The 26,205-nt window shown below is 50.6% G+C and carries 28 protein-coding genes; 16 read left to right on the forward strand and 12 right to left on the reverse strand.

The features are described 5' to 3' along the window. Positions 1-68 precede the first annotated feature (68 nt). Entirely contained in the window at positions 69-425 is a 357-nt protein-coding gene (locus VFS25_RS16035; protein ID WP_326463180.1) for a DUF1801 domain-containing protein, read from the forward strand. Positions 426-449: 24 nt separating this feature from the next. Here the strand turns inward: VFS25_RS16035 and VFS25_RS16040 are convergent, their stop codons facing one another. The 6 genes from VFS25_RS16040 to VFS25_RS16065 form a co-directional block, all read right to left on the reverse strand. Beyond that, a complete protein-coding gene (locus VFS25_RS16040) occupies positions 450-1,649 on the reverse strand; it encodes an AGE family epimerase/isomerase (protein ID WP_326463181.1) in 1,200 nt (399 codons plus the stop codon). Continuing rightward, positions 1,621-2,829 (reverse strand): glycosidase, encoded by a 1,209-nt coding sequence (locus tag VFS25_RS16045; protein ID WP_326463182.1) that lies wholly within the window; start codon positions 2,827-2,829, stop codon positions 1,621-1,623. Before VFS25_RS16045 ends, VFS25_RS16040 begins: the two co-directional genes overlap by 29 nt. Positions 2,830-2,846: 17 nt before the next feature. Next, entirely contained in the window at positions 2,847-4,679 is a 1,833-nt protein-coding gene (locus VFS25_RS16050) for a sodium:solute symporter family protein (protein ID WP_326463183.1), read from the reverse strand. A 75-nt stretch (positions 4,680-4,754) separates the two neighbouring features. Continuing rightward, the gene (locus tag VFS25_RS16055; protein ID WP_326463184.1) at positions 4,755-5,816 is read right to left on the reverse strand and encodes a glycoside hydrolase family 26 protein; all 1,062 of its coding nucleotides are present in this window, start codon (positions 5,814-5,816) and stop codon (positions 4,755-4,757) included. 362 nt (positions 5,817-6,178) lie between these two features. Further along, complete coding sequence (locus VFS25_RS16060; protein WP_326463185.1) at positions 6,179-7,762, reverse strand: RagB/SusD family nutrient uptake outer membrane protein; 1,584 nt, start codon at positions 7,760-7,762, stop codon at positions 6,179-6,181. Between the two features lie 27 nt (positions 7,763-7,789). Continuing rightward, a complete protein-coding gene (locus VFS25_RS16065) occupies positions 7,790-10,942 on the reverse strand; it encodes a TonB-dependent receptor (protein WP_326463186.1) in 3,153 nt (1,050 codons plus the stop codon). A gap of 213 nt (positions 10,943-11,155) precedes the next feature. On the opposite strand from VFS25_RS16065, the gene VFS25_RS16070 reads away from it, so the two are divergent. From VFS25_RS16070 to VFS25_RS16125, 12 genes are all read left to right on the forward strand, one after another. Continuing rightward, positions 11,156-12,046 carry an AraC family transcriptional regulator gene (locus VFS25_RS16070; protein ID WP_326463187.1) on the forward strand — a complete coding sequence of 297 codons (891 nt, stop codon included), beginning with the start codon at positions 11,156-11,158 and terminating at the stop codon, positions 12,044-12,046. A 177-nt stretch (positions 12,047-12,223) separates the two neighbouring features. Further along, positions 12,224-12,781, forward strand: a complete 558-nt coding sequence (locus tag VFS25_RS16075; RefSeq protein WP_326463188.1) for a DUF6934 family protein — start codon at positions 12,224-12,226, stop codon at positions 12,779-12,781. 59 nt (positions 12,782-12,840) lie between these two features. Next, positions 12,841-13,011 (forward strand): hypothetical protein, encoded by a 171-nt coding sequence (locus VFS25_RS16080; RefSeq protein WP_326463189.1) that lies wholly within the window; start codon positions 12,841-12,843, stop codon positions 13,009-13,011. A 23-nt stretch (positions 13,012-13,034) separates the two neighbouring features. Then, positions 13,035-13,244, forward strand: a complete 210-nt coding sequence (locus VFS25_RS16085) for a hypothetical protein (protein ID WP_326463190.1) — start codon at positions 13,035-13,037, stop codon at positions 13,242-13,244. Between the two features lie 73 nt (positions 13,245-13,317). Then, positions 13,318-14,199: a helix-turn-helix domain-containing protein gene (locus VFS25_RS16090; protein WP_326463191.1), complete on the forward strand. Its 882-nt coding sequence runs from the start codon at positions 13,318-13,320 to the stop codon at positions 14,197-14,199. A 130-nt stretch (positions 14,200-14,329) separates the two neighbouring features. After that, positions 14,330-15,310: an aldo/keto reductase gene (locus tag VFS25_RS16095; protein ID WP_326463192.1), complete on the forward strand. Its 981-nt coding sequence runs from the start codon at positions 14,330-14,332 to the stop codon at positions 15,308-15,310. A gap of 175 nt (positions 15,311-15,485) precedes the next feature. Continuing rightward, a complete protein-coding gene (locus VFS25_RS16100; protein ID WP_326463193.1) occupies positions 15,486-15,959 on the forward strand; it encodes a hypothetical protein in 474 nt (157 codons plus the stop codon). Between the two features lie 138 nt (positions 15,960-16,097). After that, complete coding sequence (locus tag VFS25_RS16105) at positions 16,098-16,820, forward strand: pirin family protein (protein ID WP_326463194.1); 723 nt, start codon at positions 16,098-16,100, stop codon at positions 16,818-16,820. A 152-nt stretch (positions 16,821-16,972) separates the two neighbouring features. Beyond that, a complete protein-coding gene (locus VFS25_RS16110; protein ID WP_326463195.1) occupies positions 16,973-17,287 on the forward strand; it encodes a hypothetical protein in 315 nt (104 codons plus the stop codon). A gap of 18 nt (positions 17,288-17,305) precedes the next feature. Then, positions 17,306-18,262, forward strand: coding sequence for a ring-cleaving dioxygenase (locus VFS25_RS16115; protein WP_326463196.1), 957 nt, complete (start codon positions 17,306-17,308; stop codon positions 18,260-18,262). 2 nt (positions 18,263-18,264) lie between these two features. Further along, the gene (locus tag VFS25_RS16120; protein WP_326463197.1) at positions 18,265-18,882 is read left to right on the forward strand and encodes an alpha/beta hydrolase; all 618 of its coding nucleotides are present in this window, start codon (positions 18,265-18,267) and stop codon (positions 18,880-18,882) included. Positions 18,883-18,918: 36 nt separating this feature from the next. After that, the gene (locus VFS25_RS16125) at positions 18,919-19,515 is read left to right on the forward strand and encodes a hypothetical protein (RefSeq protein WP_326463198.1); all 597 of its coding nucleotides are present in this window, start codon (positions 18,919-18,921) and stop codon (positions 19,513-19,515) included. Between the two features lie 79 nt (positions 19,516-19,594). Here the strand turns inward: VFS25_RS16125 and VFS25_RS16130 are convergent, their stop codons facing one another. Next, a complete protein-coding gene (locus VFS25_RS16130; protein WP_145716217.1) occupies positions 19,595-19,798 on the reverse strand; it encodes a cold-shock protein in 204 nt (67 codons plus the stop codon). A gap of 269 nt (positions 19,799-20,067) precedes the next feature. Between VFS25_RS16130 and VFS25_RS16135 the strand changes: the two genes are divergently transcribed. Next, the gene (locus VFS25_RS16135; protein WP_326463199.1) at positions 20,068-21,141 is read left to right on the forward strand and encodes an acyl-CoA desaturase; all 1,074 of its coding nucleotides are present in this window, start codon (positions 20,068-20,070) and stop codon (positions 21,139-21,141) included. A gap of 213 nt (positions 21,142-21,354) precedes the next feature. Here the strand turns inward: VFS25_RS16135 and VFS25_RS16140 are convergent, their stop codons facing one another. Next, complete coding sequence (locus VFS25_RS16140; RefSeq protein WP_326463200.1) at positions 21,355-21,897, reverse strand: hypothetical protein; 543 nt, start codon at positions 21,895-21,897, stop codon at positions 21,355-21,357. 44 nt (positions 21,898-21,941) lie between these two features. Beyond that, complete coding sequence (locus tag VFS25_RS16145) at positions 21,942-22,613, reverse strand: DinB family protein (RefSeq protein ID WP_326463201.1); 672 nt, start codon at positions 22,611-22,613, stop codon at positions 21,942-21,944. A 91-nt stretch (positions 22,614-22,704) separates the two neighbouring features. Between VFS25_RS16145 and VFS25_RS16150 the strand changes: the two genes are divergently transcribed. Continuing rightward, complete coding sequence (locus VFS25_RS16150) at positions 22,705-23,403, forward strand: uracil-DNA glycosylase family protein (protein ID WP_326463202.1); 699 nt, start codon at positions 22,705-22,707, stop codon at positions 23,401-23,403. 21 nt (positions 23,404-23,424) lie between these two features. Here the strand turns inward: VFS25_RS16150 and VFS25_RS16155 are convergent, their stop codons facing one another. The 3 genes from VFS25_RS16155 to VFS25_RS16165 form a co-directional block, all read right to left on the reverse strand. After that, positions 23,425-23,679 (reverse strand): hypothetical protein, encoded by a 255-nt coding sequence (locus VFS25_RS16155; RefSeq protein WP_326463203.1) that lies wholly within the window; start codon positions 23,677-23,679, stop codon positions 23,425-23,427. 94 nt (positions 23,680-23,773) lie between these two features. Beyond that, on the reverse strand, positions 23,774-24,100 hold the full coding sequence (locus tag VFS25_RS16160) for a hypothetical protein (RefSeq protein WP_326463204.1): 327 nt from the start codon (positions 24,098-24,100) through the stop codon (positions 23,774-23,776). Between the two features lie 208 nt (positions 24,101-24,308). Then, positions 24,309-24,734 (reverse strand): hypothetical protein, encoded by a 426-nt coding sequence (locus tag VFS25_RS16165; RefSeq protein ID WP_326463205.1) that lies wholly within the window; start codon positions 24,732-24,734, stop codon positions 24,309-24,311. Between the two features lie 74 nt (positions 24,735-24,808). On the opposite strand from VFS25_RS16165, the gene VFS25_RS16170 reads away from it, so the two are divergent. After that, positions 24,809-26,203, forward strand: a complete 1,395-nt coding sequence (locus VFS25_RS16170) for an alpha-L-fucosidase (protein ID WP_326463206.1) — start codon at positions 24,809-24,811, stop codon at positions 26,201-26,203. The last annotated feature ends 2 nt before the right edge of the window (positions 26,204-26,205 follow it).

The following is a 26,205-nucleotide window of genomic DNA, read 5'->3' on the forward strand; positions in this document are numbered from 1 at the left end:
GCTTGCGTTAGCTTTGCAGCAACACTTTTCATTCGTAATTCGTAATTCCTAATTCGTAATTCTTAGTTATGCCCCCTTCCCCGCCCACCAGTATAGACGCTTACATTGCTGATTTCCCGGCAGGCGTTCAATCCATCCTGCAGGAGATACGCACTACTGTGCAGCAGGCCGTTCCACAGGCTGAAGCAACTATTAAATACGCCATGCCCACCTTTACCTTAAACGGCAGGAACCTGGTACATTTTGCGGCGTTTAAAAAACACATCGGCTTTTACCCGGTGCCACAGGGCAGCTCACCGTTTGAGCAGGAACTTTCCCGATACAAACAGGGCCGGGGGTCGGTACAATTTCCCCTGAACCAGCCCATACCGCTGGATCTTATTGCGCGGCTGGTGAAATACCTGGCGAAACGGACGAACACGTAGCGCCGGCATTCATTCTTTTTCATCCTACTCAAGGCTGTTCACGCGGTGTATTACCTCCAGGCATGCGCGGCTGTTGTGGTAAGGGCATTTCCAGAAACCCACCTTATCCTGGTGCGGCATTACCTCCAGACTGGCGGTAACACCCCAGTACCACTCTCCTTCCTTTTTATCCAGTATATATTGCTTAATAAAGTCCCAGGCATGCAGCGAGTGCTGTAAGTGTGCCTGCTGCCCGCTTTGGGCATAGGCCTCCAGGAAGCCTACCATCGCTTCTGCCTGCACCCACCAGTGTTTGTCGGCATCGGTATGGCCGGTTGCCGGCTCATACTCGTTCTTCAGGCCGCCGTTGGCATCCAGTCCTTCTGCGGCGGCAGTGGCCAGGGCCATGCTTACTGCTTTTACCTGCTGAGTAAGCTCGCTGTCGTTCAGCAGCGCGGCGGCTTCGGGCAGCAGCCAGGCTGCTTCTATATCATGCCCGTAAGAAATTACGGTAGAGGGATGCTGCCAGTCCGCATCAAAGAACAGGATTTGATGATGCGTATGTGCGTTTATGATATGATCAATAAACACCTTAATGAGGTAGTACAGCTGCGTGCGTAAACCGGCATCGGGCCACACGCGGTACAGGTTGGTGTAGGCTTCCAGCACATGCAGGTGGGTATTCATGGTTTTGTCGGCATTGGCGCCGCGGTTGCTGAGGCTTGTATCGGGTATACGCTTCCACTCCCGTGAAAAGGCATCTATATATCCTTTGCGCCGCGGATCAAAGCTGTAGCGCTCCACCAGCCGGTAAATATCAATGGCCCAGTCCAGCGCCGCCTGTTCTTTTGTGTGGCGGTAGTATTCGCTAAGGGCGTAAATGGTAAACGCCTCTCCATACACTTGTTTGCGGGTGTCCAGCGGTTTGCCCGCAGCATCTACAGACCAGTAGGCCCCACCGTATTCCTTATCGCGGAAGTGCTGCTGCAGGTAGTTATAGGCGCGGGTGGCAAGGGTTAGCCATTCCCTGTTGCCGTCAAAACCATAGGCGGCTGAAAAGGTCCACAGGATGCGGCTGTTCAGCACCCCGCCTTTGGGCGCACCGGCCTGTATTTCGTTCGCATTATTGAGGGCGCCGTAAAAGCCGCCCTGCTTTTCATCTACCGTGTGTGTTTGCCAGTAGCGGAGAATATTGTACAGCTCCTGCCGTACTTCCTCACGGTAACGAGTAAGCGGGGTTTGCATGTGACAGGTATTGTTTATTAGCGTTAATAATCCGGAATATGGTATTAATGGTAGTGGCGGAGCGCCCGCCATCCGCCGGTGTATGCATCACATAATCCAGCAGCTGGCTAACGGTACTAACGGCTACGTGCATACGGGTATCTGAAGATCCGTAGTAAATGAACACGCGCCCGTCGTCGTCCGCAATCCAGCCGTTGGAGAATACCACGTTGGAAACATCGCCTACGCGCTCCTCCCCTTCCGGCGCCAGGAAATACCCGGCTGGTTTGTGTATGATGCGGGTTAGATCGTGCAGGTCTGTAAGAAACATGTACAGCACATAACGCAGCCCGGCCGCGGTATTGCGTACGCCGTGCGCCAGGTGCAGCCAGCCCTCCGGTGTTTTAACGGGCGCTGGCCCCAGGCCGTTCTTTACCTCATATACCGTATGATAGGCCTTGCTATCGAGGATGCTTTCCGATGTAATAACAGCACGGGTAATATCGCTGCACAGGCCAAACCCTATGCCGCCGCCGGTGCCGGCGTTGATAAAACCATCCTGTGGGCGGGTGTAAAAGGCATACCGCCCGTTCACCAGCCCGGGGTGCAGCACTACGTTGCGCTGCTGGGGCGAAGGCGTTTCCAGGTCGGGCAGGCGCTCCCAGGTATGCAGGTCTTTGGTGCGCGCAATGCCGCATTTTGCCAGCGCGGCCGACTGGTCATGGGCCGGCGCCGAAGGATCGCGCCGCTCAGTGCAGAACAGGCCGTAAATGTAGCCGTCTTCATGCGCGGTGAGGCGTATATCATAAATATTAACATCAGGATCGGCGGTTTCCGGTATCACGCAGGGGTATTCCCAGAAACGGAAGTTGTCAATGCCGTTGCTGCTTTCTGCTATGGCAAAGAAAGATTTACGGTCTACCCCTTCTACTCTCGCCATCACCAGGTATTTGCCCTTCCACTTAATAGCGCCTGCGTTAAAGACGGCGTTGATGCCAAAGCGCTCCATCAGGTGCGGGTTGGTAGCAGGGTTCAGGTCGTAACGCCAGTACAGGGGCGCGTGGGCGCCGGTAAGCACGGGGTAGCGGTAGCGCTGGAAAATACCGTTGCCGGGTGTAACCGGCTCGTTAGGCCGGGCCAGCAGGGCCTCATGCTGTGCTTTCAGTTGGGTGAGTCTTTCAGAAAAGTGGTTGTTGTTCATAACGTTTGGTAAAATGGTTAGATGTTCTGTTCATCCAGGTGTTTCCACCAGGTTTGCCTGAGTATGATGCATACAATAACAAGTATAATAACGGTAACGGCTAATGGCAGCTGCATGGCCAGCACCGCGTATATGGGCAGCAGGGTAAGGCATATTTGCGCGGTTACGCCCAACAGCACGTTCAGCATATCCATACTAAAGCGTTTGTTGGGCCGAAAAGCCGGATCATCGGCCATTACCTGCGCATGTACCGGCTTCCACCAGCCCCAGGGTCTTACGGTACGATAGAAATGTTTAAGGGTTTCCATATCTGTTGCCGGGGCTGCGTAGGTGCCCAGTATACAGCCTGCCAGGGATATGCAAAAGATGAGCGGAAAGTAATACAGCTCCAGCGTATGGGCAAACAGCTGCGGGAAAATAAGCGCCGGCACAATACCTGCCAGCATGCCCCAGAAAAAGCCGCTGCCGTTAAAGCGCCACCAGTGCCATTTTAATACGTTGGCGGCCACATACCCGCCATACAGGGCCGATACGATCCATTGCAGTATGCTGTTCACATCCCGTGCAAACAGCCCCAGCACAATGCTTACCAGCGTTACCACTATGCCGGAAAGGTAGTTCATGACAGCTATGCTGCGGTTACCGGCATTGGGCTGCAGGTATTTAAGGTAAATGTCGTTCACTATATAAGCCTGCGCTGCATTGAGGGTACCGGCAAAGGTGCCCATAAACGCGGCCAGCAAACCGGCCAGCAGCAGACCGGTAAGGCCCACCGGCACAAAGCTGGAAATAGCGGAAGGCAGTATCTTTTCAAAATCAACGCCCTGCGGCGTGCCCAGGTTCAGCTGGTTGTAATACAACAGGGCCAGCACCGCAAAGCCAATGATCATGGCATAACGTACCGGTATCAGCACCACCGATACAATGCCGCTCATCATGGATGCTTCTTTGGGCGAGCGGGTGGAGAGTATCTTCTGCATGTCGTAATTAGGCGCAGGGCCGGCCAGGCTGGCCAGTATACCTTTGAACACCATCATCATAAAGAATATGCCAAAGAGGGAAAAGCCGTCGCTTTTAATTTTGTCATTCACTTCGCGTATCTGTTGGCTCCAGTCGAGGTGCAAATGCCAGCCGAAAAAAGGCGTGTGCCAGCCCGGGGGCACGGGCAGCTGTTTTTCCAAGAGGTTACGCCATGCAATTATAGCAATGGTAACCGCGGCTACGGTCATAATGAGGTACTTCAGCACATCGGCCCATACTACGCTGGTCATGCCGCCCATTACGGCATAAAACACGGCAAACAGCGTAAACACAATGCCGTAAAAATGCGGTACGTACTGCGGGCTTACTGTAAAGGGCACATAGGGCTGCACCATTTGCCAGGGTACGAATATCTCCACAAACTTGCCCAGTCCAATAAAGCCATAGGCCAGGAAACCCAGGCAGCTGATGAGCGCAAACACCACCACAATGGTATGTGAAAGCGATGTGCCCCTGCCCTTTCCAAAGCGGGTGCTGATCCACTCCGCGCCGGTGGTTACATTGGAGCGGCGCAGCCAGGCAGAAAGGTACACCATCATGAACACCTGGTTAAAGGAAGGCCACAGCCAGGGTATCCATATGCTTTTTAGGCCGTATACAAAGGCCAGTGTCACCATCCACATGGTACCTGAAATGTCAAACATGTCCGAGGCGTTGGAAAGCCCCAGCAGGTACCACGGCAGGGTTTTGCCACCCAGCATATAGGCGTCTTTGCTGGCTTTGGCCCTTTTTTTAAGTATAACGCCAATGGCTATGGTAGCCAGCAGGTATACAAGGATAATAACAAGATCAATAGTGGCTAGTTTCATTTGCTGGGTTTATGGGCAGAAAGGAAAAAGTAAAAAAGAAAAAAGTAAAAGCTGATTGCGGGGCTTTTTTACTTTTTACTTTTCCACGTCCTTTAGAAATATCGTATGCCCGTCGGCGTAAAACTTTTTAAAGTCTTCGGCGCTGGCCTGGCCGGGATAGGGCGCGTAATAATGGTCGGGGCGGCCATTGCGCCATACCAGCACATAAGAGAGCTTATGTTCCTGCAGGGCGGGCAGCAGGGTTTGCGTCCACCATTGCGGCTCGGGTATATTTTCCAGGCCGGTTTCGGTAAGCGCGGGTATTTTGCCATGCGCAGCTGCAACCTGCCGCAAAACGTTTAACCGCTGCCGTAGCAGGCGCTGGTAGTGCTGTGAGCTGCCGGCCTGGTACAAATCAAACCCCATTACATCCACGTAATCATCGCCGGGGTAGCGTTCCAGGTATTCTTCCGCATTACTGAAATCTGCGGCGGAATAGGCAAACAGCAGGTTATGCACCTGCTTTTGTATGCCCAGGTAATTCACGGTGAACTGCCACAGTGTGCGGAACTCGGTAGCTGTACACTGGCGCTGCCCCCACCAGAACCAGCTGCCGGTATGCTCATGAAAAGGGCGGAATATAACGGGAATGGGCGTACCGTTTGCTGTTTTCAGTGATTGCATAAAGGCAGCCAGTTTGTCGAGCCAGGCTGTGTAGGCAGCATAGCTGCCGCCGCCCGGCAGTATGGCGGTTACCGCCAGCGACGTGTCCCAGGCGCTACCGCCGGTAACCGGGTTGTTGCCATGCCAGCTAATGGTGTTAATGCCGCCCTGCTCATGCACTGCGCGGATGTAGGCCCGCAGGCTGTCGAACGGCACACTGTCCAGGTTACAGGCATTCCCCAGCTCCAGGTGGCCCAGGTCCCACCCGTATACCGCGGGGCCATCGCCGCACACTGATCTTACATCGGAGCGGCCGTAAACATATTTCCAGCCAACGCCGTAAGCCATATCGTCCTGGTGGCCGAACATAACGCCGTGCTGCATCAGCTTATACAGGCGGCTGCTCAGCTGCTGTACGGCGCTATCTGCCTGCGGATCGGCCTGCGCATGCAGCAAAAAAGGGAGCAGAAGGAGCAGTGTGGTTAAGCGCTTCATGATTAATTACGAATTAGTCAATTACGATCCCGCAAAACGGGACATGAATGCCTTTGAAAATAGTTAATGATTATGAATAATTACGAATTGAGGGCGGTGGACATTTAATGAAATGTTACTTTGAAACATGTTTCATTAATGTAATTAATGATGAATAATTCATTACAAAACGTGCGCATTTATGACTGTTAACGAATTATTTAATTACGGCCCCGCGAAGCGGTGCATGAGTGCTATTGAAAATTACGAATTACAGATGACGAATACCAACCGTTTGTAATCAATTTTCAATGCCTTTACACACACTTGGCATTTCAAAGATCCGCCTCACGTATACCCCACCTCCATCATTCGTAATTACCTCAATACCCCGGGTTGTTTACCGGTATCAGCTTATTGCCTGCTATTTCCTCCTGTGCAATGGGGTACAGCTTTTGGTACTCCAGGCGGGGCCGGCCGGCGGCGTTCATGGTTTGCAGCCAGGTGCCCCATCGGATCAGGTCCCAGCGGCGCTGGAACTCGCCGTACAGCTCAAAGCGGCGCTCATTACGCACTTTTTCCCGGAAGGTATCTTTTGTAAGGCCCGAAAGGGGCGCCAGGCCGGCGCGGGCACGCACGGCATTAATGGCCGTATAGGCCAGCGCGGTAGGACCGTTCACTTCATTCTCCGCTTCGGCTAGTATGAGCAGCACATCGGCATAGCGCAGGATAATGGGATCGTTGCCGTTTTCGTCTTTGGCCTGCGCATTCGGATCCGTGTACTTCAGGCTGTAGTAGCGCGGAGAACCGTAAATGGTGTTGCCATTGAGCGTGTAGGTGTTTTGCCCGTAACCGCCGCCGCCATCGTACTCGCCGCCCCAGGTGCCCTGGCTTTGCAGCACTGCGCCCGCAGGCAGCTGTGAAACCTGGTAATAGGTAGCGTTACCCTGGTCTTTCCAGGTGGTCCATATGGCGGTGCCAAAAGCCACCCTTTTATCGCCGGTTTCAAACTTGTCGTAGAAATCCTTGCGCAAACTTACCCAGCCGCCGCTGCCGCCACCGCTGTAAAAGCCGGGTGGTGAAAAGTACCCGGGCAGCTCGGCGCCCTGGTTGGGCGAATGGGTGGCGGGTATGGCAAACAGTATTTCATTGCTCAGGTATTGCGTAGGCTCGTCAAACAGCTTCATATACGATGCTTCCAGGGCAGGATAGCCGTTGGCGTCGGCCATGTCCTTTACGGCTTTGGCAGCAGTAACCGCTGCTGCAAAGTACTGGGTTTGCTTCAGCTCATCGCCTGCCATGTGCATGTACACCTTTGAGAGTAATCCCAGTGCAGCGGCTTTGGTTGGCCGCTCCCGGTCGCTTTCGCCGTAGCCGTCACCGTTATAGCCGGCCGGCAGCAGATCAGCGGCGGCTTTCAGGTCGGTTTCTACCTGTTTGTACACATCGGCTACCGGGCTGCGCGCCAGGTCCATTGATTGTGAGGGATCATAGGCCTGCAGGCGCAGGGGCACGGCGCCATAGCGCATTACCAGCTCAAAGTAGCAAAACCCGCGCAGGAAAAGGGCTTCGCCGCGTATGCGGTTGATCATGGCGGCGTTGCCGGTTACCTGACCGGCATATTTCAGCACCAGGTTGGCGCGCTGCACCACGTAATAGTAGCCTGTCCACGGGCGCTGTATGTACCACTGGCCGGCCTGGTTGCCGCTGTAGCCGCCTCCCAGCCAGTTATCCAGCAGCAGGTCATCATCTTCACCCAGCACCGATTGCCAGGCAGGCGAGATCCAGAGGTTCCAGGTCATTAAATTCTTGTACACGCCGTTAATGCCCAGCAGCAGCTCCTGGTCGGTTTGATAAAAGGTTTCGGGATCTTTAAAATCATATACTTTTTCTTCCAGCGCTTTTTTGCAGGATGTTGCCGCTCCTAACGACAGCACGGCAACCGCTATGGTGAGTAACTTTTTCATGTGTGCATGTTTTTCGGTGGAATAATGTTACAGGCCTACGTTTACGCCTACACTCAGTGTGCGCGACTGCGGATAGTTGCCCAGGTCTACGCCGCGCATGTTGGCATTTTCGAAGGCGCTTACTTCGGGATCATAGCCTTTGTATTTGGTAAAAGTGGCCAGGTTCACGGCATTCAGGTATACCCGCAGGCTGGAGATGCCTTTGATGCGCGGGAAGTTATACCCCAGCTGCACATTCTTGATCCTTACATAGGAGCCGTCTTCCAGGAACAGGGCAGAAAAGCGGGTGGCAGTGGTATTGCCCTGGTTGGCCTGTATGATGGTGGTGCTGGTGCCCTCTCCCCTCCAGATACCGTCGTACACATACCTGGGTATGTTGCCGGAGCCGTTGAGGGTGTAAAAGTTCAGCAGGTTGCTGTTGAGCACATCGTTGCCGTGCACGCCGGTGAGCAGTATGCTCAGGTCAAAGTTCTTAAAGCGCAGGTTATTGGTAAAGCCCCAGGTATAGTCGGGGTTAATATCGCCTATCACGGTGCGGTCCAGGTCATTGATGGCGCCATCGCCGTTGCGGTCTTTAAAGCGGGTTTGCCCTACTTTGGCGTCGGCCTGTATGGCAATGTACTCGTCCACCTCTTTCTGGTTCTGGAAAATGCCGTCTGCCTCATAGCCGTATACAGCGCCTATGGGCAGCCCTACCTTTTGTATAAAAGGTTTTACATCCAGCCCATAGCCGGCGCCCAGGCGGTCGGCAAATTGTTCCTGCACGTTGCCCAGGTCTGTGATTTTGTTACGGTTCACGGAAAAGTTGGCGGCTATGTTCCATTTAAAATCACCGTCAAACACATTGCTGCCCAGTTCCAGCTCAATGCCCCTGTTACGCACGCTGCCGGCATTAATGGCCAGGTTGGCATAGCCGCTGGTAGGCGGCAGGGTGATTTGCTGCAGCAGGTCGCGCGTGTTACGCTGGTACACGTTCACGGTAAAGTTGAAACGGTTGGCAAAGGCAGCATCCAGCCCTATGTTATACTGGCCGCTATGCTCCCAGCCCAGGTCTTTATTGGGTAGCGTGGTTTCATCTACCCCGGACACCACCTGGTTGGCCATGTTGGCTATTACGCCTGACAGCACGCCTTTGGAGGCATAAGGGCTGATAGCCTGGTTGCCTGACTCGCCGTAGCTCAGGCGCAGTTTGAGGTCGGAAAACACGTTCATGTCTTTTATAAATGCTTCCTCACTCATGCGCCAGGCCAGGGCTACGGAATGGAAGTAATCCCACTTTTTGCCTTCGGCCAAGCGCGAGGAGCCGTCGGCACGGAAGGTGTAGGTAAACAGGTATTTATCCGCATAGTTATAGTTGGCGCGGCCAATAAAGGAGGCCAGCTGCCACTGCTGCGTGCCGGAATTGGTAGGCGCGGTGGAAAGCCCGTCCTGCAGGCGATAGTAGCCCAGCTTATCGTCGGGGAAGTTGCGCGACTCTGATGTGCGGTAACGGCTCATGCTGCGCTCATAGGAAAACCCGCCGAGGAAGTCAAAGCGGTGTTTGTTTATCTCATGTTTGTAGGTAAGCAGGTTTTCGGTAAGTATGCTGGTGTAGCTGCTGTTGCTTACAATGGCTTTGCCGTTGGTAGCGCGGCCTTCCGACACGGTGCGGGGATAATAGGTTTCGTTCAGCTGCTCGAAGTAGTTGGCGCCTAAACGCGCCTGGAACATAAGGCCTTTGGCAATATCCACATAAGCATTAAAGCCGCCGAAGCCGGAGGTGATGGTTTGTTTGGCCAGCACCTCATCGGTATACCGCAAAGGATTGGCGCCAAAGCGGTTAAAGATGTCCTGCGATACCGTGCGGTCTGTTTTATAATCCACCACATGTACCTGGTTATTGCTATCTACGGTGTAATAAGGAACAGGCTGATAGTTAAGCGCGCCCCTTACAATACCGCCTTCCAGGCCGGCTGTAGTGGCCGAGGTGCGCACCAGCGCGTTGGCAGAGCGGGTGAGCGACAGGTTGGTGGAAGTTTTTACGCGGTCCAGCACCTGGTTGTCGAGGTTAACGCGTACGCCCCCACGCTTATACTGCGAACCTTTGATAACGCCTTCCTGCACCAGGTAGTTACCCATTACAGCATAGGTGTTCTTTTCATTGCCGCCCGATACGCCCAGCTCATAGTTCTGTATATGCGCGGTACGGTAAATGGCATCCTGCCAGTCGATGCCGTCGCCAAAGTTCTGGCGTATCTGTTCGGGTGACAGCTTGCCGTTGGCGCCGCTGTAAGGCAGATCAGCGTCGGAAAATCCCGCATTTTTGTAGGCTTCATTCACATACTCCGCATACTGCCAGGCATTGAGCATATCCAGCTTTTTGGTAACCGTGGCAATGCCCTGCGAGGTATTAAAGGTAATACGTCCTTTGCCTGCTTTGCCTTTTTTGGTAGTGATAAGCACCACGCCATTGGCGCCGCGGGAACCGTAAATGGCCGTGGCGGAAGCATCTTTCAGCACTTCAATAGATTCAATATCGGCTGGTGATATAGACGACAATACGTTGGTGTTGGTAAGAATATCGTGGTTAGGCTCCTGTGGTCCCATTTGGGTAATGGAAGCGCGGGCATTGGCCACCGGCACGCCGTCTATTACGTACAAAGGCTCTGCGCTGCCCAGCAGCGTGCTGGTACCGCGTACCTGTACGCTGATGCCGCCGCCGGGGGCAGCATCATTCTGTGAAACGGCCACGCCGGCAATACGGCCCTGCAGGCCCTGTTCAAGCGAGCTAACGGCCGATTTGGTGATCTCCGATCCCTTAATGGAGGCAACGGAACCGGTAAGGTCGCGCTTTTTCACAAGGCCATAGCCTACTACCACAACATCCGTTAAACTGGTGCTGGATGTATGCAGGCTAACGTTAATGGTGCTACGCTGCTGAACGGGTATCTCCTGCGGTTCCATACCGGTGAAGGAAATTTGCAGCGTTGCAGCGCCTTCGGGCACCTGTAATTTGTATTTCCCGCTGTTGTCGGCTACAGCAGCTACCTGCGTGTTTTTCACGCGTATGGTGGCTCCGGGTAAGGGATTGTTCTTATCATCCGTAATAACGCCGGTAACGGTTCTGCTTTGCGCAGCAAGGGATAGGCCATACAGCAACAGTACAATGCTGCAGGTGGAAACTTTTTGTAGCAGTTTCATAACGAAAGAATTTGAGCCAAAACTAATCTTAATAGGCACTCACTATCTATACTTTTTTATCTTCTTATAATCATAATGAGCTATTATTAAAAAAGTGTAGCAACATTCCTCACCTGAATAACCTGTAAACAGTGCGCTTGATAAATTTGTACGGTAACCTGCTATAATGGTATTATTTTATCTCCTATATTTGACTATCCAAGCTCCATCGTTATGAATAACGCCGTCATCAACAGCAATATCCTGCGGGAAATAACCCCGCTTACGCAGAGCGACTGCTTTATGATATTTGCCCGCACCAAGCAGAAATTTGATTTCCCCCTCCATTATCATGAAGAGTTTGAGCTGAACCTGATACTGAATGCCAAAGGCGCGCAGCGCATTGTAGGCGACCACATTGACAGCATTGAGGCAGAAGAGCTGGTGATGGTAGGCCCTAACCTGAACCACGGCTGGTTTACACATGAATGCAAAAGCAGGGAGATCACAGAAATCACGATACAGTTCCACCGCGACCTGTTTGATGACAAGCTGCTGCGCAAGAACCAGCTAAGCTTTATGCGGGTCATGTTTGAAAAAGCGGCGAACGGCATCCTGTTCTCTCCTGAAACCATTAAGCAGCTGACGCCCCGTTTGTTAACCCTTAACCAAAAGGCGGGCTTTGACTCTGTGCTGGAGCTGATGTCTATCCTGCACGATCTTTCTATTTCGCGCAACATGCGCACGCTGTCGGACACCACCTTTCATAAAGGATTGTTCAACCACAACAGCCGGCGCATTGAAAAGGCGTTCGAGTACATGAATAATAATTATGACAAGGCTATCAGCCTTACAGATGTGGCCAGGCTGGTAAACATGACGGAAGTATCTTTCAGCCGTTTTATAAAAAAATGTACCGGCAATACATTTATCGACAGCCTGAACGAAATACGCCTGGGCCATGCCTGCCGCCTGCTGGTGAACACCAGCCATGCAGTAGCTGAAATATCATACAAGTGCGGGTTTAACAATATCTCCAACTTTAACCGCCTGTTCAAAAAGAAGAAGAGCTGCACACCCAGGCAGTTCCGTGAAAGCTTAAGCGGAACAAGAACATTTATCTGAGAACGGCCATGCACCCGCGCAACGCATTTTTCCGGTTTACCGGATAAAAGCTATATTTGAAAAAACAACCATTAAATAATCCACGTTGCGAGGAGCATTAAACAACTTCGGGTTAATCCTGCTTTATACAACCCTCCGGAGTAATTGTGAGCCCCCAACATAGCGTATTATAACAGCATGGCATTAAACGTAAAAATCAACTTTGACCATCGCTATGAGCTTGATGAAGTCAATGAAGACCTAAGTACCAGCAGCTTTACGACTGTATTAAAAGATGGGTCTAATGTTCAACTGGGCATCCAGATCAATGACGGAATGCATCCCCTGCTGCCGAATGTATATAATCTTGCATTCGGGCCTATTGTGGACGGGCAAATTGATGATAAGGCGAAACTTGCCCATGCGGACCATTCCAGGGCCTTCTCTACCATTATCTTCGCGGGGATGACCTTTTTATTGGAAAAACCGGGCAAATATGTTGGCATTGACGGCTCCAATAACGCGCGGGCATATATGTATTACCGGTGTATACAAAACAACTTTGATTATCTATCGCGGTACTTTAAGATATACGGCGTTAACTATTTTGTACGGATTTTAAGAAAAACAAAAGATGAAGACCAGGACTTTCCTGTTGACGCCGAACACATTATCGCTATCCCGCGGTTAATTGCCAGGGAAGAGCACCTGCCTTCCGACAAACTATATAACTATTTCATTTTCAATTTGATTTAATTAAATTTTGATATTTTTGGAGGAGTGGATAAATTCGGGAAAAAGTAGTAAATTTGGGTATGAACAAGAAGTTATTAGAAGAAATGGAAGCCTTAAAAGCCAGGGCAAAAACCTCTGGAAAAAAGGGCCTGAAGTTCACCTTAACTTCAGGAAATACCTCATCCCTGGGGCAGGTTATTAAAACCAAAGAACAAGCAGATACTTTCATGAAAATACTTAAAGCAATTTAAGCGCTTTCTGAAAAATATATTATTTGAAGCCAGTGTTATTACACTGGCTTTTTTCTTTGCCTGCATCCTGTAGCAAGCGCCACATGGCTTTCAGCGCCAAAGTTCAGTGCGGCTTTTCCATACTGCGGCAGTATAAATGGAAGGCGGCAGCGCCGCTACTGGCCACACCAGGTATTATTACGGGCAACCGCCTGGCGCAACCACCCGCCGGTTGCGGTGCAGCCACCGGCTAAAGATCATGCGGCAAGACTATTCACCTGCCGGAACACTACTCCACTAAAGGTTTGATTTGCTTAATTTTGCCGCATGGCAACCCAACAAGTATCTGCAGCTCCGAAGTTCAGTACCGGCGATGTAAAACTGAGCGGTTTTAAGGTGCAGGAAATTTCTGCGGCGCTAAAGCCTTCGCATGCCTACGGCAGGCGGGATTTTTATAAGATAGTGCTGGTAACCGGTGATCTGATCATTCATTATGGCGATCAAACAATTGAAATAAATGATACCTTCTTATTCTTCGCCAACCCTAATATACCCCACGCTGTTGTTGACCGTTCCATGAACAGGAAGGGCTATGCCTGCCTTTTTACCGAAGCTTTTATTGCAGGCAGGGAACACGCGCAAATTTTGCAAAACTCCCCGTTATTCCGTTCCGGCGGTACGCCTGTGGTTCGCGTTAACAGCGGGCAGGCGGCATTTCTGACCGGCCTTTATCAAAAGATGATGGCTGTGCAGCGCAGCGATTATCACTACAAAGATGAGCTGCTCAGGAACTGCCTGGCGCTCATCCTCCACGAAGCGTTAAGCATGCAGCCGTCACAAAATGTGCTCACGCAAAAAAATGCGGCAATGAGGATCACCTACCTGTTTATGGAATTGCTGGAAAGGCAGTTTCCGATAGAGAGCACCGGAGATCCGCTGCGGTTAAGAACCGCACAGGATTTTGCCGAAGCGCTTTCTGTACATGTTAACTATCTTAACCGCTCGGTAAAGGAAGCCACCGGTAAACCCACCTCTGTGCACATAGCGGAACGTATAGCTGCAGAAGCCAAAACCCTTTTGCAGCACACCAGCTGGAATATTGCGGATATTGCCTATGGCCTGGGCTTTGAATACCCCACCTACTTTAATAACTACTTCAAACGGATCACCGGCAGCACTCCCCTGTCATTCAGGAAAAGGAAAGTTTGAAAATCATACTTTTTGGTTTGATACTCATTTAAAAGTAAGCCCTGTTTAATTGAAACTTTGTATTGATAAAACTTAATGCAGGCGGTCATAAGACCGGCCTGCACTTTAAATTCTTATAAATACAAGCATCATGAAAACAAGAAAATTAAACGGGCTGGAAGTATCTGCAATCGGGTATGGTTGTATGGGACTTAGCCAGGGGTATATTCCTGTTCCGGATAAAAATGAGGCCATCCGCCTTATTCAGCAAACCTATGACCTGGGCTGTACATTCTTTGACACTGCCGGAAGATATGCCATGGGAGCCAATGAAGCGCTTGTTGGCGAAGCCCTGCAGCATGTCCGCGACAAGGTTGTTATTGCTACAAAGTTTATGATAGAAGAAAATGAGGCGGAGGATGCAAAGAAAAATTTATCAGGTCATATCAGGGAGCATTTAGAGCGCTCATTACGAAGACTGCGCACAGACCACGTTGAACTATACTACCAGCACAGGGTGAATAAAGACATTCCTGTTGAAGATATTGCAGGATGCATGGGCGAATTGATCAGGGAAGGAAAAATACTTGGCTGGGGCCAATCACAGGCAACAGCGGCAGAAATCAGGCGCGCACATGCGGTAACGCCACTGACCGCCATACAAAGTGAATACTCTATTATGGCGCGCAGGTTTGAAAAGGATGTTATTCCAACCTGTGAAGCGCTGGGCATCGGGTTCGTACCATTCTCTCCTTTGGCGAACGGATTTTTATCCGGCAAAATCAATGCTGATACCCAATATACCGGGCTGGATGCCAGAAGGGTCATCTCCCGCTTTAACAAAGACAATATAGCCGCCAATCAGCCGCTTGTAGACCTGATCAACCGGGTTGCAGCAGAAAAAGGCGCCACGCCTGCGCAGATCTCGCTGGCCTGGATGCTGCACAAGAAAGATTTTATAGTGCCCATTCCCGGCTCAAGAAAGCTGGAGAGAATTAAGGAAAACCTGGGTGCGGCCAACATAGTGCTGACGGTTGATGAATTTGCCGAAATTGAAACCGGGCTTTCAGCTATTCAGATCCACGGCGACCGCACCGATGAAGACATTGCCAAACTGAGGTTCCTTGAATAAGGCGTGCCGCCGGGGCAACAGCCGTGGCCCACTGTAGCTCAGGCAGCATGCCGCTTCCGGAATATATGGGTTTAAGCCAGTACACTGTACTGGCTTTTCTTTTGCACTGCATGGCCGGTGGCTGCTTCCCTACTTTATGCATAGTATTTGCGGGTACACCGCAAAACCATCAGCCATGAAAAAAACCATCGCTTTCCTCAGCCTGTTATTTGGCGCACTGGTGCTGGCCCCGTCGGCCGCGCATGTACTGGAAATGCACCAGAAAATGCAGCTTGCCCGGCAGGACTATGGCATTGTGCAGCAGATATACCGTGGATGGGCGTTCTTGGGCGTGCTGCAGCTGGCCGCCCTGGTTGTAACTTTTCTGAAGCTGCTGCAGGAAAAAGGCGTTGTGTTCAAACTCACGCTGGCTGCGCTGCTCTGCTATGTAGCCATGCTCACCAATTTCTTTACGTTCACCTTTCCTGTTAACCGGGTCACCCGTAACTGGGCCTACCTGCCTGCCAGCTGGATGCAGCTGCGGCAGCAATGGGAATATTCCCACGCCGTAAGCGCCGGGCTGGTGCTGATTGCATTTGTATTACTGTTAGCCAGTGTGCTGCTGGATAAAGATACGCCGGTTACCGGGCAGCGGCCATTGAGCATCTGAGGCAGCGCTACCGGCCATACTGCTCTTTTATGCGGTTTAATGTTTCGGCCTGCTACAGGCGCATTACCCCATTTTCTTAATCTACTTCAATGCCTGGCAATTTTCCGTTTCCGACATTTGTGTTATCAAATTATAGTTATGGCAACACATACCTTACACACAGCAGCTTCCCGCGGACAGGCGGAGCACGGCTGGTTAAGCAGCCGGCAAACCTTTAGCTTTGCAGGTTACTACAACCCGGAAAGGGTACATTTTGGCGCGTTGCGCGTATTGAATGATGATGTGGTGGCTGGCGGCAAAGGCTTTGGCGCCCACCCGCATGATAACATGGAAATTGTGAGCATTCCGCTGGAAGGCGTGCTGGAACATAAAGATAATATGGGACACACCAAAACCATCCGCCAGGGCGATGTGCAGATCATGAGCACCGGCAGCGGCGTATTCCACAGCGAATACAACGGTGACCCGGCAAAGGCCGTGAAATTTCTGCAGATATGGCTGTTCCCCAACAAGCTGAATGTAACACCCCGCTACGACCAGGTAACGCTGAACCCTGCAGACCGCCACAACCGCCTGCAACAGGTTATCTCCCCCAACCCGGACGATGCCGGTACCTGGTTGTACCAGGATGCCTGGTTTCACCTGGGCACATTTGATGAAGGCTTTACCACTGCCTACGATATTAAAAAGCCCGGCAACGGCGCTTATGTATTTGTGATCAAAGGCAGCTTTACAGTAGATGGGCAAACGCTGCAGGAGCGCGACGGCCTGGGCATTGCAGATACGGCGGCGTTTAGCATTACCGCCAACACCGCGGGGGCGGAGCTGCTGATCATGGATGTGCCACTCCAGGTTAATTAATAATTAATAATTAAGAATTAATAATAAGGGCGGTGTGTACATGTATAATGTTGTTGCAGCTGCAATCAAACAGCTCCTTTATTGGTAATAACCGCTTGTTCAAACAAAACGCAATCTATTCATTATTCATTATTCATTATTCATTCACTTTTATGGTACATATACTGGCGGTGGGGCGCAACCCCGATATTATGGCGGTGATAGACCGCCTGCTTAATGCACCGGAAAATCGTAGTGGCACCGCTGTTACCACAGCGGCAGCTGCCATTGCTGCTTTCGGGGAAACCAGGTTTGACCTGGTGCTGCTTTGCGCCGGCATATCTGAACAGGAAGGCGCAGCGCTTACCGCGCAGCTGCAGCAGCTGCAGCCCGGTGTGCCTGTGATAAGGCACTATGGCGGCGGCAGCGGGTTGCTGGATAATGAGATCCATGCCGCACTAGCCTCACAAAACAATAAAAAGCTATAACCCTTTAAATCAAATAATATGAGCCAGTTAGTTACGGGCATCCACCATGTTACCGCAATAGCCGGGGATGCACAGAAAAATATAGACTTTTATGCCGGTATACTGGGCGTACGCCTGGTAAAGAAAACGGTAAACTTTGATGCACCGGATGTATACCATTTTTACTATGGCGATGAAGCCGGCCATCCCGGCAGCATTATGACCTTTTTCCCTTACGGCCACGGCCTGGTGAATGGCCGCCACGGCAAAGGCATGCTTAACACCACCACCTTTTCCGTACCCGCCGCTGCCCTCACCTACTGGCTGGAAAGGCTGAAACGCTTTGGCATTGCCCACAAAGCGCCGCAGGAACGTTTTGATGGTGAAACAGTGGTGTACTTTGAAGATCCCGACGGCCTTGGGCTGGAGCTGGTATTTAACGACCGCGACGACCGTAAAGGCTTCACCTATGGCCATATACCTCCCGAACATGCCATCAGGGGCTTTTATAATGTAGAGATATGGGAAGAAGGTTATGAACGCACCGCCGGCCTGCTTACTGAACAGCTGGACCATAAGCTGATCGCGGAAAAAGGCAACCGCTTCCGCTTCGCAGCCACTGATAAACCCGGCAATTATATCGACATCCTTTGCTCGCCCGACAGCCTGAAAGGCCTGCCCGGCAACGGCACCGTGCATCACATTGCCTTTAGCACGCCGGACAGCGCTTCACAGCTGGAAGTAAGGCAAAAGATCCTGCAACGCATGATCAATGCCACGCCGGTGCTGGACCGCAACTATTTTACCTCAATTTATTTCAGGGAACCCGGCGGCGTATTGTTTGAAGTGGCCACCGCAGGCCCCGGCTTTGCAGTAGATGAGCCGCTGGAGCATTTGGGAGAAGCGCTGAAGCTGCCTGCCCAGTTTGAACCCAGCCGGCAAACACTGTTGAAAGAGCTGCCGCCGGTAGTCTTAAAATTTGATCAATACAAATAATCATGCACACCAAAAATATTATCACAGCAGGCACCCCTGCGAGCACCGCTAAAAAAGCGCTGATCATGGTGCACGGGCGGGGCGGCAGCGCGCAGGACATCCTGGGCCTGGCGCCCCTCCTGGAGGTGCAGGATTTTGCGTTGCTGGCCCCGCAGGCTACCAATCATACCTGGTACCCCTACTCTTTCCTGGCGCCGCCTGAGCAAAATGAACCCTGGCTGTCATCTGCCCTGCAGGTGCTGCAAGCTGCAACTACCGAGCTGCAGCAGCAGGGCATACCGGCGGCGCAGCTTTATTTCCTGGGATTTTCACAGGGCGCCTGCCTGATGCTGGAATTTATTACCCGGAATGCTACCCGCTACGGCGGCGCTGCAGCCTTTACCGGCGGGCTTATCGGCGACCGTATTTACCCTGAAAACTATAAAGGCGACTTTAACGGCACCCCTGTTTTTATAGGCAGCAGCAATCCTGATACGCATGTGCCCGTTGAGCGGGTATACGCCACTGCCAACATTCTGCAGGATAAGCATGCAGCCGTAACCCTGAAAGTATATGAGCATATGGGCCACACCATTAACCAGGACGAGCTGGACCAGGTGAACCGGCACATTTTTACATAGCAGGCTACCGGTATTTGCCCCGGCTATTATGTATATTTGAGTAGTTATGCCAACCTGGTATTCATGGTAATAGCTAATCCTAAAGATCCTGCCGGGGTAAAGTCAATGGTTGCCCTGTATAATGCCATGGCAAATTTGTTCTGGTCGGTGCTCAACCTGTTCCCCATTTATGCATACTGTTACAGTTACGTGCAACCGTTGTGGTTATATATTTCCGGGGCATTAAGCATTTGTGTGTTGTTTCTGCCCCGCAGGCTGCTGAATAAGCTGCAGCTAAGCAATGATACGCGCATTTATCACCAGCTGGGGGTACACTGGATAAACCAGGTTACGCAAAACGGCGCTGTTATTAACCGGCTCATACGCCGCAGGTACCCGCATTATAAGGTGGTGGGCAATACCCGGCAGGCAGCGCAGCTGCATTACCGCAAAACATATATGTACGAACGTTTTCATTATATGCTGTTTTGCTTTTTCACCTGTATAACCGTGTATGCCCTGGTGCGGCAGCACTTCATATGGGCCCTTGTTATACTGCTTACCAACATTCTTTACAATATTTACCCGGTGCTGCTGCAGCAATATGTACGGCTAAAGCTGGCGCCTTTTGTGAGCAGGGAGCCTATAAAATAAGGCGCACCGGGGTGCATATTGCAAAAAAAAAGGTCCCGGTGTTGTACCGGGACCTTTTTTACAGGTATAAAAAAGAAAATTAGTCAATACGTCTAACGTTAACAGCATTCATACCTTTTCTGCCTTCCTGCAGCTCAAATTCAACCCTGTCATCGGCCTGGATCTCGTGGATAAGACCATTTACGTGTACAAAAGTTTCTTTGTTAGATTCATCATGTTTAATGAAGCCAAAGCCTTTTGTTTCGTTAAAGAACTTCACAGTTCCCTGAAATTTTGTGTTCATTTGTGTAATTTAAAAAAACTTATAAAGACGCAAGGTAGCCCTCAGAACTGAATAAACCAAATATATTATCCGCCAGGCGCCCTGAATTTCATTAAATAACACGATGATAACAGCGTTGTGATATATTTAACATTTTAATTTGTACCTTTACAACGATATAGGCATTTAAACATTAGCTGATTTGTATTTTAGCCTGCTGCTTCCTTCTCAGTCAATCTTCAACTGCCACGTTTTTTTTACTTGCGAGAATAATAAATCAACAGGCCAATATGCCTAAAGTTACTTTCAACAATAAGCATGCATACTTCTTTCAATCGCTGAAAGCAGCTATTGAAACCTATTTTAAAGAGAATAATATCCGGAAAACGGGCAATACCCGCCTGTATATAAAAACAGTGGTGCTTATACCAGGCGCCATTGCATTATACCTGCTGCTGCTGTTTGTAAGCATGCCGGTGGTGCCGGGGCTGCTGCTCAGCGGCCTGCTGGGTTTTGTGCTGGCCTGCATTGGATTTAACGTTATGCACGATGCCTGCCATGGCAGCTACTCCCGCAAACCCTGGGTAAATGAGCTGTTGGGCCTTACCCTGAATGCATTGGGCAGCAACGCCTTTATCTGGAAACAAAAGCACAATGTTATACATCATACCTACACGAATATAGACGGGGTGGACGATGATATTGCCAAAAGCCCTGTTATCCGCCAGTGCAGCACACAGCCCTGGGCGCCGGCGCACCGTATACAGCACCTGTATCTGCCGCTGGTGTACAGCGCATCTTCACTGCTGTGGGTATTTCTTACGGATTTTATGAAATACCTGAGCCGCAAGGTGTACAGAACGCCGCTGCAGCCGATGAAGCTGAACGATCACATTATTTTCTGGGCCAGCAAAGCGCTGTACCTGGTGTTTTACATACTGATACCCATTCTTTGCGTGGGCTGGCAGGGGTGGCTGGCAGGCTTTTTAGCCATGCACATTGTACTGGGCTTTACCCTCTCCATTGTATTCCAGCTGGCGCATGTGGTGGAGGAAACCGAGTTTGAAACCGTATCGCAGGAAGATAAAGTGATAGAGAACGAATGGGCTATTCACCAGGTAAAAACAACCGCCAACTTCTCACCCGGCAACAAAATTATTTCCTGGTTTGCCGGCGGGTTGAATTACCAGATAGAACATCATTTGTTTCCACGCATCAGCCATGTACACTACCCGGCCATCAGCAAAATAGTAAAAGCCAAATGTGCGGAGTACGGGCTGCCTTACCACAGCATACCTACCATGATGCTGGCCGTAAGATCGCATTTCAGGCTGATGAAGGCCATGGGGGTAAGGCCGGCTTAAAGCTGAAAGCAGAAAGCTATCCGTCAATACCCAGGCAAAGGGAGTGGCGATAAACAGCACTGCAACATTTTGCACGCCGGCGCCCGGCACTTTCCTGGTACCAATTTCCTTGCGCTTTTTTTCTGCGGTAAAGGCAGCCAGTCCAAACAGGCCTGAACAGGATATTAATACCGCCAATCCTGCAAAATATTTGAAAGCAGTGTTTTAACTGCTTTACTCGCCTCCCTTTTCGCCTGTAAACCAGTGCTCCTTATCGCGGAACAGTACATTGAAGGTGGTAAGGGAGCCGTACATGCGGGTAATGTATTGCTGCATGTTCACCTTATCCTCATCGCTCAGCAGCTTGTGGCTGTTGATCTGTTGTTCCAGCACCCGCAGGCGGTCGCGCACCATCACAATTTTGTGGAAGAACACTTCCAGCGGCACCTCTTTTGGTTTCAGCGAAGGATCGGCCGGCTGCAGTATCATGGTGCCTTTGCTCCAGCGGTCGCCCAATGGCACTACTTCTGAAAAGCCGCCCCACAGGCGCAGTATTTTCAGCAGCGATTTTTCCACATCGGAGGTGGTTTCCAGCTCGGTGGTCTGGTTTTCGGCATATAATACTTCAAACAGCGGATCGGTTTTATCTATCTCCTCTATACCGCTATTGATGAAGGTAACTACGTATTGCGCATACTTTACGCCAATAATAACACCGGGGCCATAACGGGCGTGTTGTACCCGCGAGCCCAGGCCTGCCGTTAATTCAGCTTCCATGAAGAATGATTTTTTTTGCCAAGATAGGAAAATGAACGGCTTAGTTATTCATTATTGCTTTTTGCGCCGGGCAGGCGGCCTTTGATCCACTTGATTTGCCCGTTATGGTTCGACTCATGCTCGCATACATGAAACCATTTGCAGTAGTTGTTGGTAGGGCCCCAGGGCCATTCTTTATCTACGGTCATGAGCCATTTATCATCCCGTTTTTTAAACTCGTTCAGGGTATGCTGCCGCACTTCTTTCAATGCTTCCAGGTAATAATCCAGGTTATGGCCTTTAATTTCAGCGCGGCCTGCATCGCCCAGCATGGAGGCGGCGGACCATCGTTTTTTATCTGCATCGCTCCAGTCGCCCCACTTTTTACCTTCAAAGGTATGTACCTGGTAAAAGCGCTCGGTGGCCGCCAGGTGCAGCAGCATGGCCCCAATAGTATTGGCGTGGGCATCGTGCAGGTAATCCAGGTCGGCGGTTTGCATACCCTGTACAGCTGCCAGCACTACAGAGCGCATCCAGTCCATCATTGATACCAGGGTGCCTACCTGGGGCGCATAACCGGGCTTGGGGCCGATAATATTCAGGTCATCATCTGCGGCAGCTGCCAAAGGCATACCCGCTGCCCATCCGCCCATGGGCAGCATGCCCAGGCCTGTAACGCCGGTGGCAATGGCAGTGGTACTGCGGAGGAATTTTCTTCGGTTAATAAGGGTTTGCATGGTCAGGGGATTTTGTTGTACAGTTAAGTTAACAATTAATAACTAAGAATGAATAATGAATAATTAATGTGGCGATTGCCTATTTTTAAACATGAAAACTTTTGCGGATCACGTCGTACAATTTAACTGCTCACTGGAGTTTAAGGGTAAGCTGCCGGCCGGCATACAGATTATGAACCCTTTTAAGGAACCTGCCACCGCAGCTATTATGAAACAGTTTTACAAAAAGTTTTATGACGATACCCATACCCGCCGGCTGATCATAGGCATTAATCCCGGCCGGCTGGGCGCCGGGGTTACAGGTGTGCCTTTCAGCGATACCAAACGTTTGGCAGAGGAATGCGGCATTGTGGTACAGGGGTTTAAAACGCATGAACCGTCATCGGTGTTCATGTATGATATGATACATGCTTACGGCGGCGTGCAGGCGTTTTACAACGACTTTTACATCAGCGCTGTATGCCCGCTGGGTTTTACAGCCGACAATGGCCGGGATAAGGTGGTGAACTATAACTATTACGACAGCAAAGCCCTTACCAATGCCGTATACAGCCTGATCGTAAGCAGCCTGCAGCGGCAGCTGGATTTTGGCCTGCTTAGCACACAGGTATGTTACTGCCTGGGCACCGGCAAGAATGCCGCTTTTTTCCAGGAGCTGAATGAAAAGGAACGTTTTTTTGAAAAAATAGTTCCCCTGGAGCATCCGCGCTTTGTAATGCAGTACAGGGCTAAAACCAAACAAGCCTATATTGATAAGTACCTGGAGGCTTTTGAGGCATATTCAACATAACATCACCACCCGGGAGGGCATTTATTCCTCCGCTTCCTGCGGAATGCTTTCCGGTTTACGGCCGAGCATACGCCTTATTTCATTGGCCTTTTCATAAATGCTCTCTAACTCGTCCAGCTCTTTAGCGCCGGTATTGATAAGAAAATCCTGCATTTTCTTTCTGCCATTCACACATACGACTGTAATGGTGCCATCGTCCAGGGCATAAATAAACCGGCATTTCCGGATGCCATGTACCAGCGGAGAGATCTGGTAATGGGTGATCATAAATTCCATAGCATATGGGTTTACGCACAGGAAGTTAATGGTAATAAGTTAAATATAAAGTTAACTGGATGTAAACGCTAAAAAAATTCATTGCAGGAAGATGCTATATCTTAACAGCGCTGAAAACCGTATCAATAATAAGGTTCAGCATGCTCAGGCGAAAAGCGTCTATACGCGCCATGGCCAGGCCGGATTGTTTAAGCGCTTCCATTTTCGCAAGGTCTTTCTGGCTCATGACCAGCCACTCAAAGTCTTCGGTGGTTAACTGCTTATTGGCCAGCAGCAGGGTCCAGCGCTTCAGCTTATCTTCCGACTCCTGTATGAACTGTTTGGCATCGGTAACAGCGGCCGTTGCATAGTTCTTTACTGTAGACTTAGCCAGCGCCGCAATATCTGTTATCAGCTTGTCGAGTATTGCAGAGAAATCCATTCCTTTTAATAATTAATAATGAATAATGAATAATGAATAATTAATAGAATGATGTGGAGAGGTAATTAATAATGAATAATTAAGAATTAATAATGGATTGGTGCGAACAGAATACCGGAAGGGATGATGGCTGCATTGATTGACAGCTAATTATTGATGTACCCACCGCCTTCGGTATTATTAATTCTTAATTCTTAATTATTAATTATTAGGGGCGATTTTTGCCGCTCTCCAGCTCCGCTATCTTATCAAATGCAGCGCCCACCTGCACTTTAGCTTCCTCAATAAAATCCCTGTTCAGCACCATATGCTGCTGCCAGTATTTAAAATAGCCGCCCAGCAGGTGCTGGTCGGGGCTGCGCAGCAGCTGCCACATTTCAATGGTGGTTTTATTGTTCGGCCGGTGTATTTCGTACTCATAAGCCTTATCAATTTTGGTTTGCAGCGCGGAAAGATCGTCCTTATGCAACGTAAAGCTGTCTGCCGCCATATCCATTACCTGCAGCGCATCTACTTTCAGCGCAGTGGTTTGCTGGTAAGCATACTCATTGTAACGGGAAATTAACGGCGAGCAAAATGAAAAGCAGCACAATAGCACGATCAGCGCAGCATAGGACAGTTTAACGGTTTTCATATATAAGCAGGCGTTTTATTTGCAAATTGTTCGCAAATATATAATTTTAGCCCCGTCACTTCAAACCGTTATCAATGAACAGGCTAACCTGGATTTGTGCTTGCTGCTGTATAACTGTGCTGGCAAAGGCGCAGCTGAACACTCACTCACGTACACCCTTACACGATTTACAACAGCAATTTGTGGACCTGCGTTTTGGCATGTTCATTCACTTCAACATTCCTACTTTCATGGACCAGGACTGGGCCGACCCCGATGCGCCGGCCAGCCTGTTTGCCCCTAAAAAGCTGGATTGTAACCAATGGGCCACAGCAGCCAAAGCCGCCCATATGAGCTATGGGTGCCTCACCACCAAGCACCACAGCGGCTTTTGCATATGGGACACCAAAACCACCGATTATAACGTGATGAACAGCCCCCTGAAACGGGATGTGGTGCGTGAATATGTGAACGCCTTCCGCGCAAAGGGCCTTAAAACCTTCCTGTACTATTCCATACTTGATACCCACCATAAAATACGCCCGGTCTTTATTACCCGGCAGCAGGTGGAAATGATAAAGGCACAGCTCACCGAGCTGCTTACCAACTACGGGGAAATTACCGCGCTGATCATAGACGGATGGGATGCCCCCTGGTCGCGCATTTCATATGACGCGGTACCTTTTGAGGAAATATATACGCTCATCAAAACCCTGCAGCCCAACTGCCTGGTAATGGACCTTAATTCGGCCAAATACCCGGCGGAAGCGCTCATGTACACCGATATTAAGTCCTATGAGCAGGGCGCCGGCCAGCATATTTCCAAGGAAAACAACCGCCTGCCGGCCCTCTCCTGCCTTCCTATTAACCAAAACTGGTTCTGGAAAACATCGTTCCCCAACACGCCTGTAAAGGACCCGGAAATGCTGGTGAACGACGATATTATTCCCTTTAACAATGCCTGGTGCAACTTTATACTAAACGTAGCGCCTAACCGCGACGGCCTCATTGACGATAATGCCGTGCAGGCCCTGGAAGCCATTGGTAAACAGTGGAAGAACGAAGGGCCGGTAGCGCCCCTGCCGGAAGGAGCGGCGCCCGTTATATCATCCAACATTGCCAAACACCAGCCTGCAACTTCAAGCTGGAGCGACGACATGAACATCATGGACTTTGCCAATGACGACGATTTTACCACTGCCTGGATCTCCAACAGCACTGTAAAGCAGCCCTGGTGGGAAGTAGTGCTGGACCGCGATAAACCCTTTAACGCCATTACTATTACCACAGGCGCCACCGGCTTTACCAAATATCATGTGGAGTATTTGCAGAACGGCGTATGGAAGCCGCTGTTCAGCGGCGACAGCCAAAGCCGGGTAAAGATCCACCGCTTTAACCGCGTTTGGGGCGGCAGGGTGCGCATTACAATAGACCAGTTTACCCAAGCGCCCAGCATTGCAGAAGTAGGCTTATATGATGAAAGAAGATAGCG

Origin of the sequence: Chitinophaga sp., assembly GCF_035761305.1 — a bacterium.
Taxonomy (GTDB): Bacteria; Bacteroidota; Bacteroidia; order Chitinophagales; family Chitinophagaceae; genus Chitinophaga.

Coding starts and splice junctions, on each gene's coding strand:
- VFS25_RS16155 (WP_326463203.1), bottom strand. CDS start 23,679: ATGGAATTTATGATCACCCATTACCAGATCTCTCCGCTGGTACATGGC.
- VFS25_RS16115 (WP_326463196.1), top strand. CDS start 17,306: ATGAGCCAGTTAGTTACGGGCATCCACCATGTTACCGCAATAGCCGGG.
- VFS25_RS16120 (WP_326463197.1), top strand. CDS start 18,265: ATGCACACCAAAAATATTATCACAGCAGGCACCCCTGCGAGCACCGCT.
- VFS25_RS16100 (WP_326463193.1), top strand. CDS start 15,486: ATGAAAAAAACCATCGCTTTCCTCAGCCTGTTATTTGGCGCACTGGTG.
- VFS25_RS16110 (WP_326463195.1), top strand. CDS start 16,973: ATGGTACATATACTGGCGGTGGGGCGCAACCCCGATATTATGGCGGTG.
- VFS25_RS16160 (WP_326463204.1), bottom strand. CDS start 24,100: ATGGATTTCTCTGCAATACTCGACAAGCTGATAACAGATATTGCGGCG.
- VFS25_RS16145 (WP_326463201.1), bottom strand. CDS start 22,613: ATGCAAACCCTTATTAACCGAAGAAAATTCCTCCGCAGTACCACTGCC.
- VFS25_RS16095 (WP_326463192.1), top strand. CDS start 14,330: ATGAAAACAAGAAAATTAAACGGGCTGGAAGTATCTGCAATCGGGTAT.
- VFS25_RS16130 (WP_145716217.1), bottom strand. CDS start 19,798: ATGAACACAAAATTTCAGGGAACTGTGAAGTTCTTTAACGAAACAAAA.
- VFS25_RS16105 (WP_326463194.1), top strand. CDS start 16,098: ATGGCAACACATACCTTACACACAGCAGCTTCCCGCGGACAGGCGGAG.
- VFS25_RS16135 (WP_326463199.1), top strand. CDS start 20,068: ATGCCTAAAGTTACTTTCAACAATAAGCATGCATACTTCTTTCAATCG.
- VFS25_RS16065 (WP_326463186.1), bottom strand. CDS start 10,942: ATGAAACTGCTACAAAAAGTTTCCACCTGCAGCATTGTACTGTTGCTG.
- VFS25_RS16075 (WP_326463188.1), top strand. CDS start 12,224: ATGGCATTAAACGTAAAAATCAACTTTGACCATCGCTATGAGCTTGAT.
- VFS25_RS16070 (WP_326463187.1), top strand. CDS start 11,156: ATGAATAACGCCGTCATCAACAGCAATATCCTGCGGGAAATAACCCCG.
- VFS25_RS16035 (WP_326463180.1), top strand. CDS start 69: ATGCCCCCTTCCCCGCCCACCAGTATAGACGCTTACATTGCTGATTTC.
- VFS25_RS16045 (WP_326463182.1), bottom strand. CDS start 2,829: ATGAACAACAACCACTTTTCTGAAAGACTCACCCAACTGAAAGCACAG.
- VFS25_RS16165 (WP_326463205.1), bottom strand. CDS start 24,734: ATGAAAACCGTTAAACTGTCCTATGCTGCGCTGATCGTGCTATTGTGC.
- VFS25_RS16090 (WP_326463191.1), top strand. CDS start 13,318: ATGGCAACCCAACAAGTATCTGCAGCTCCGAAGTTCAGTACCGGCGAT.
- VFS25_RS16140 (WP_326463200.1), bottom strand. CDS start 21,897: ATGGAAGCTGAATTAACGGCAGGCCTGGGCTCGCGGGTACAACACGCC.
- VFS25_RS16050 (WP_326463183.1), bottom strand. CDS start 4,679: ATGAAACTAGCCACTATTGATCTTGTTATTATCCTTGTATACCTGCTG.
- VFS25_RS16060 (WP_326463185.1), bottom strand. CDS start 7,762: ATGAAAAAGTTACTCACCATAGCGGTTGCCGTGCTGTCGTTAGGAGCG.
- VFS25_RS16040 (WP_326463181.1), bottom strand. CDS start 1,649: ATGCAAACCCCGCTTACTCGTTACCGTGAGGAAGTACGGCAGGAGCTG.
- VFS25_RS16080 (WP_326463189.1), top strand. CDS start 12,841: ATGAACAAGAAGTTATTAGAAGAAATGGAAGCCTTAAAAGCCAGGGCA.
- VFS25_RS16170 (WP_326463206.1), top strand. CDS start 24,809: ATGAACAGGCTAACCTGGATTTGTGCTTGCTGCTGTATAACTGTGCTG.
- VFS25_RS16055 (WP_326463184.1), bottom strand. CDS start 5,816: ATGAAGCGCTTAACCACACTGCTCCTTCTGCTCCCTTTTTTGCTGCAT.
- VFS25_RS16150 (WP_326463202.1), top strand. CDS start 22,705: ATGAAAACTTTTGCGGATCACGTCGTACAATTTAACTGCTCACTGGAG.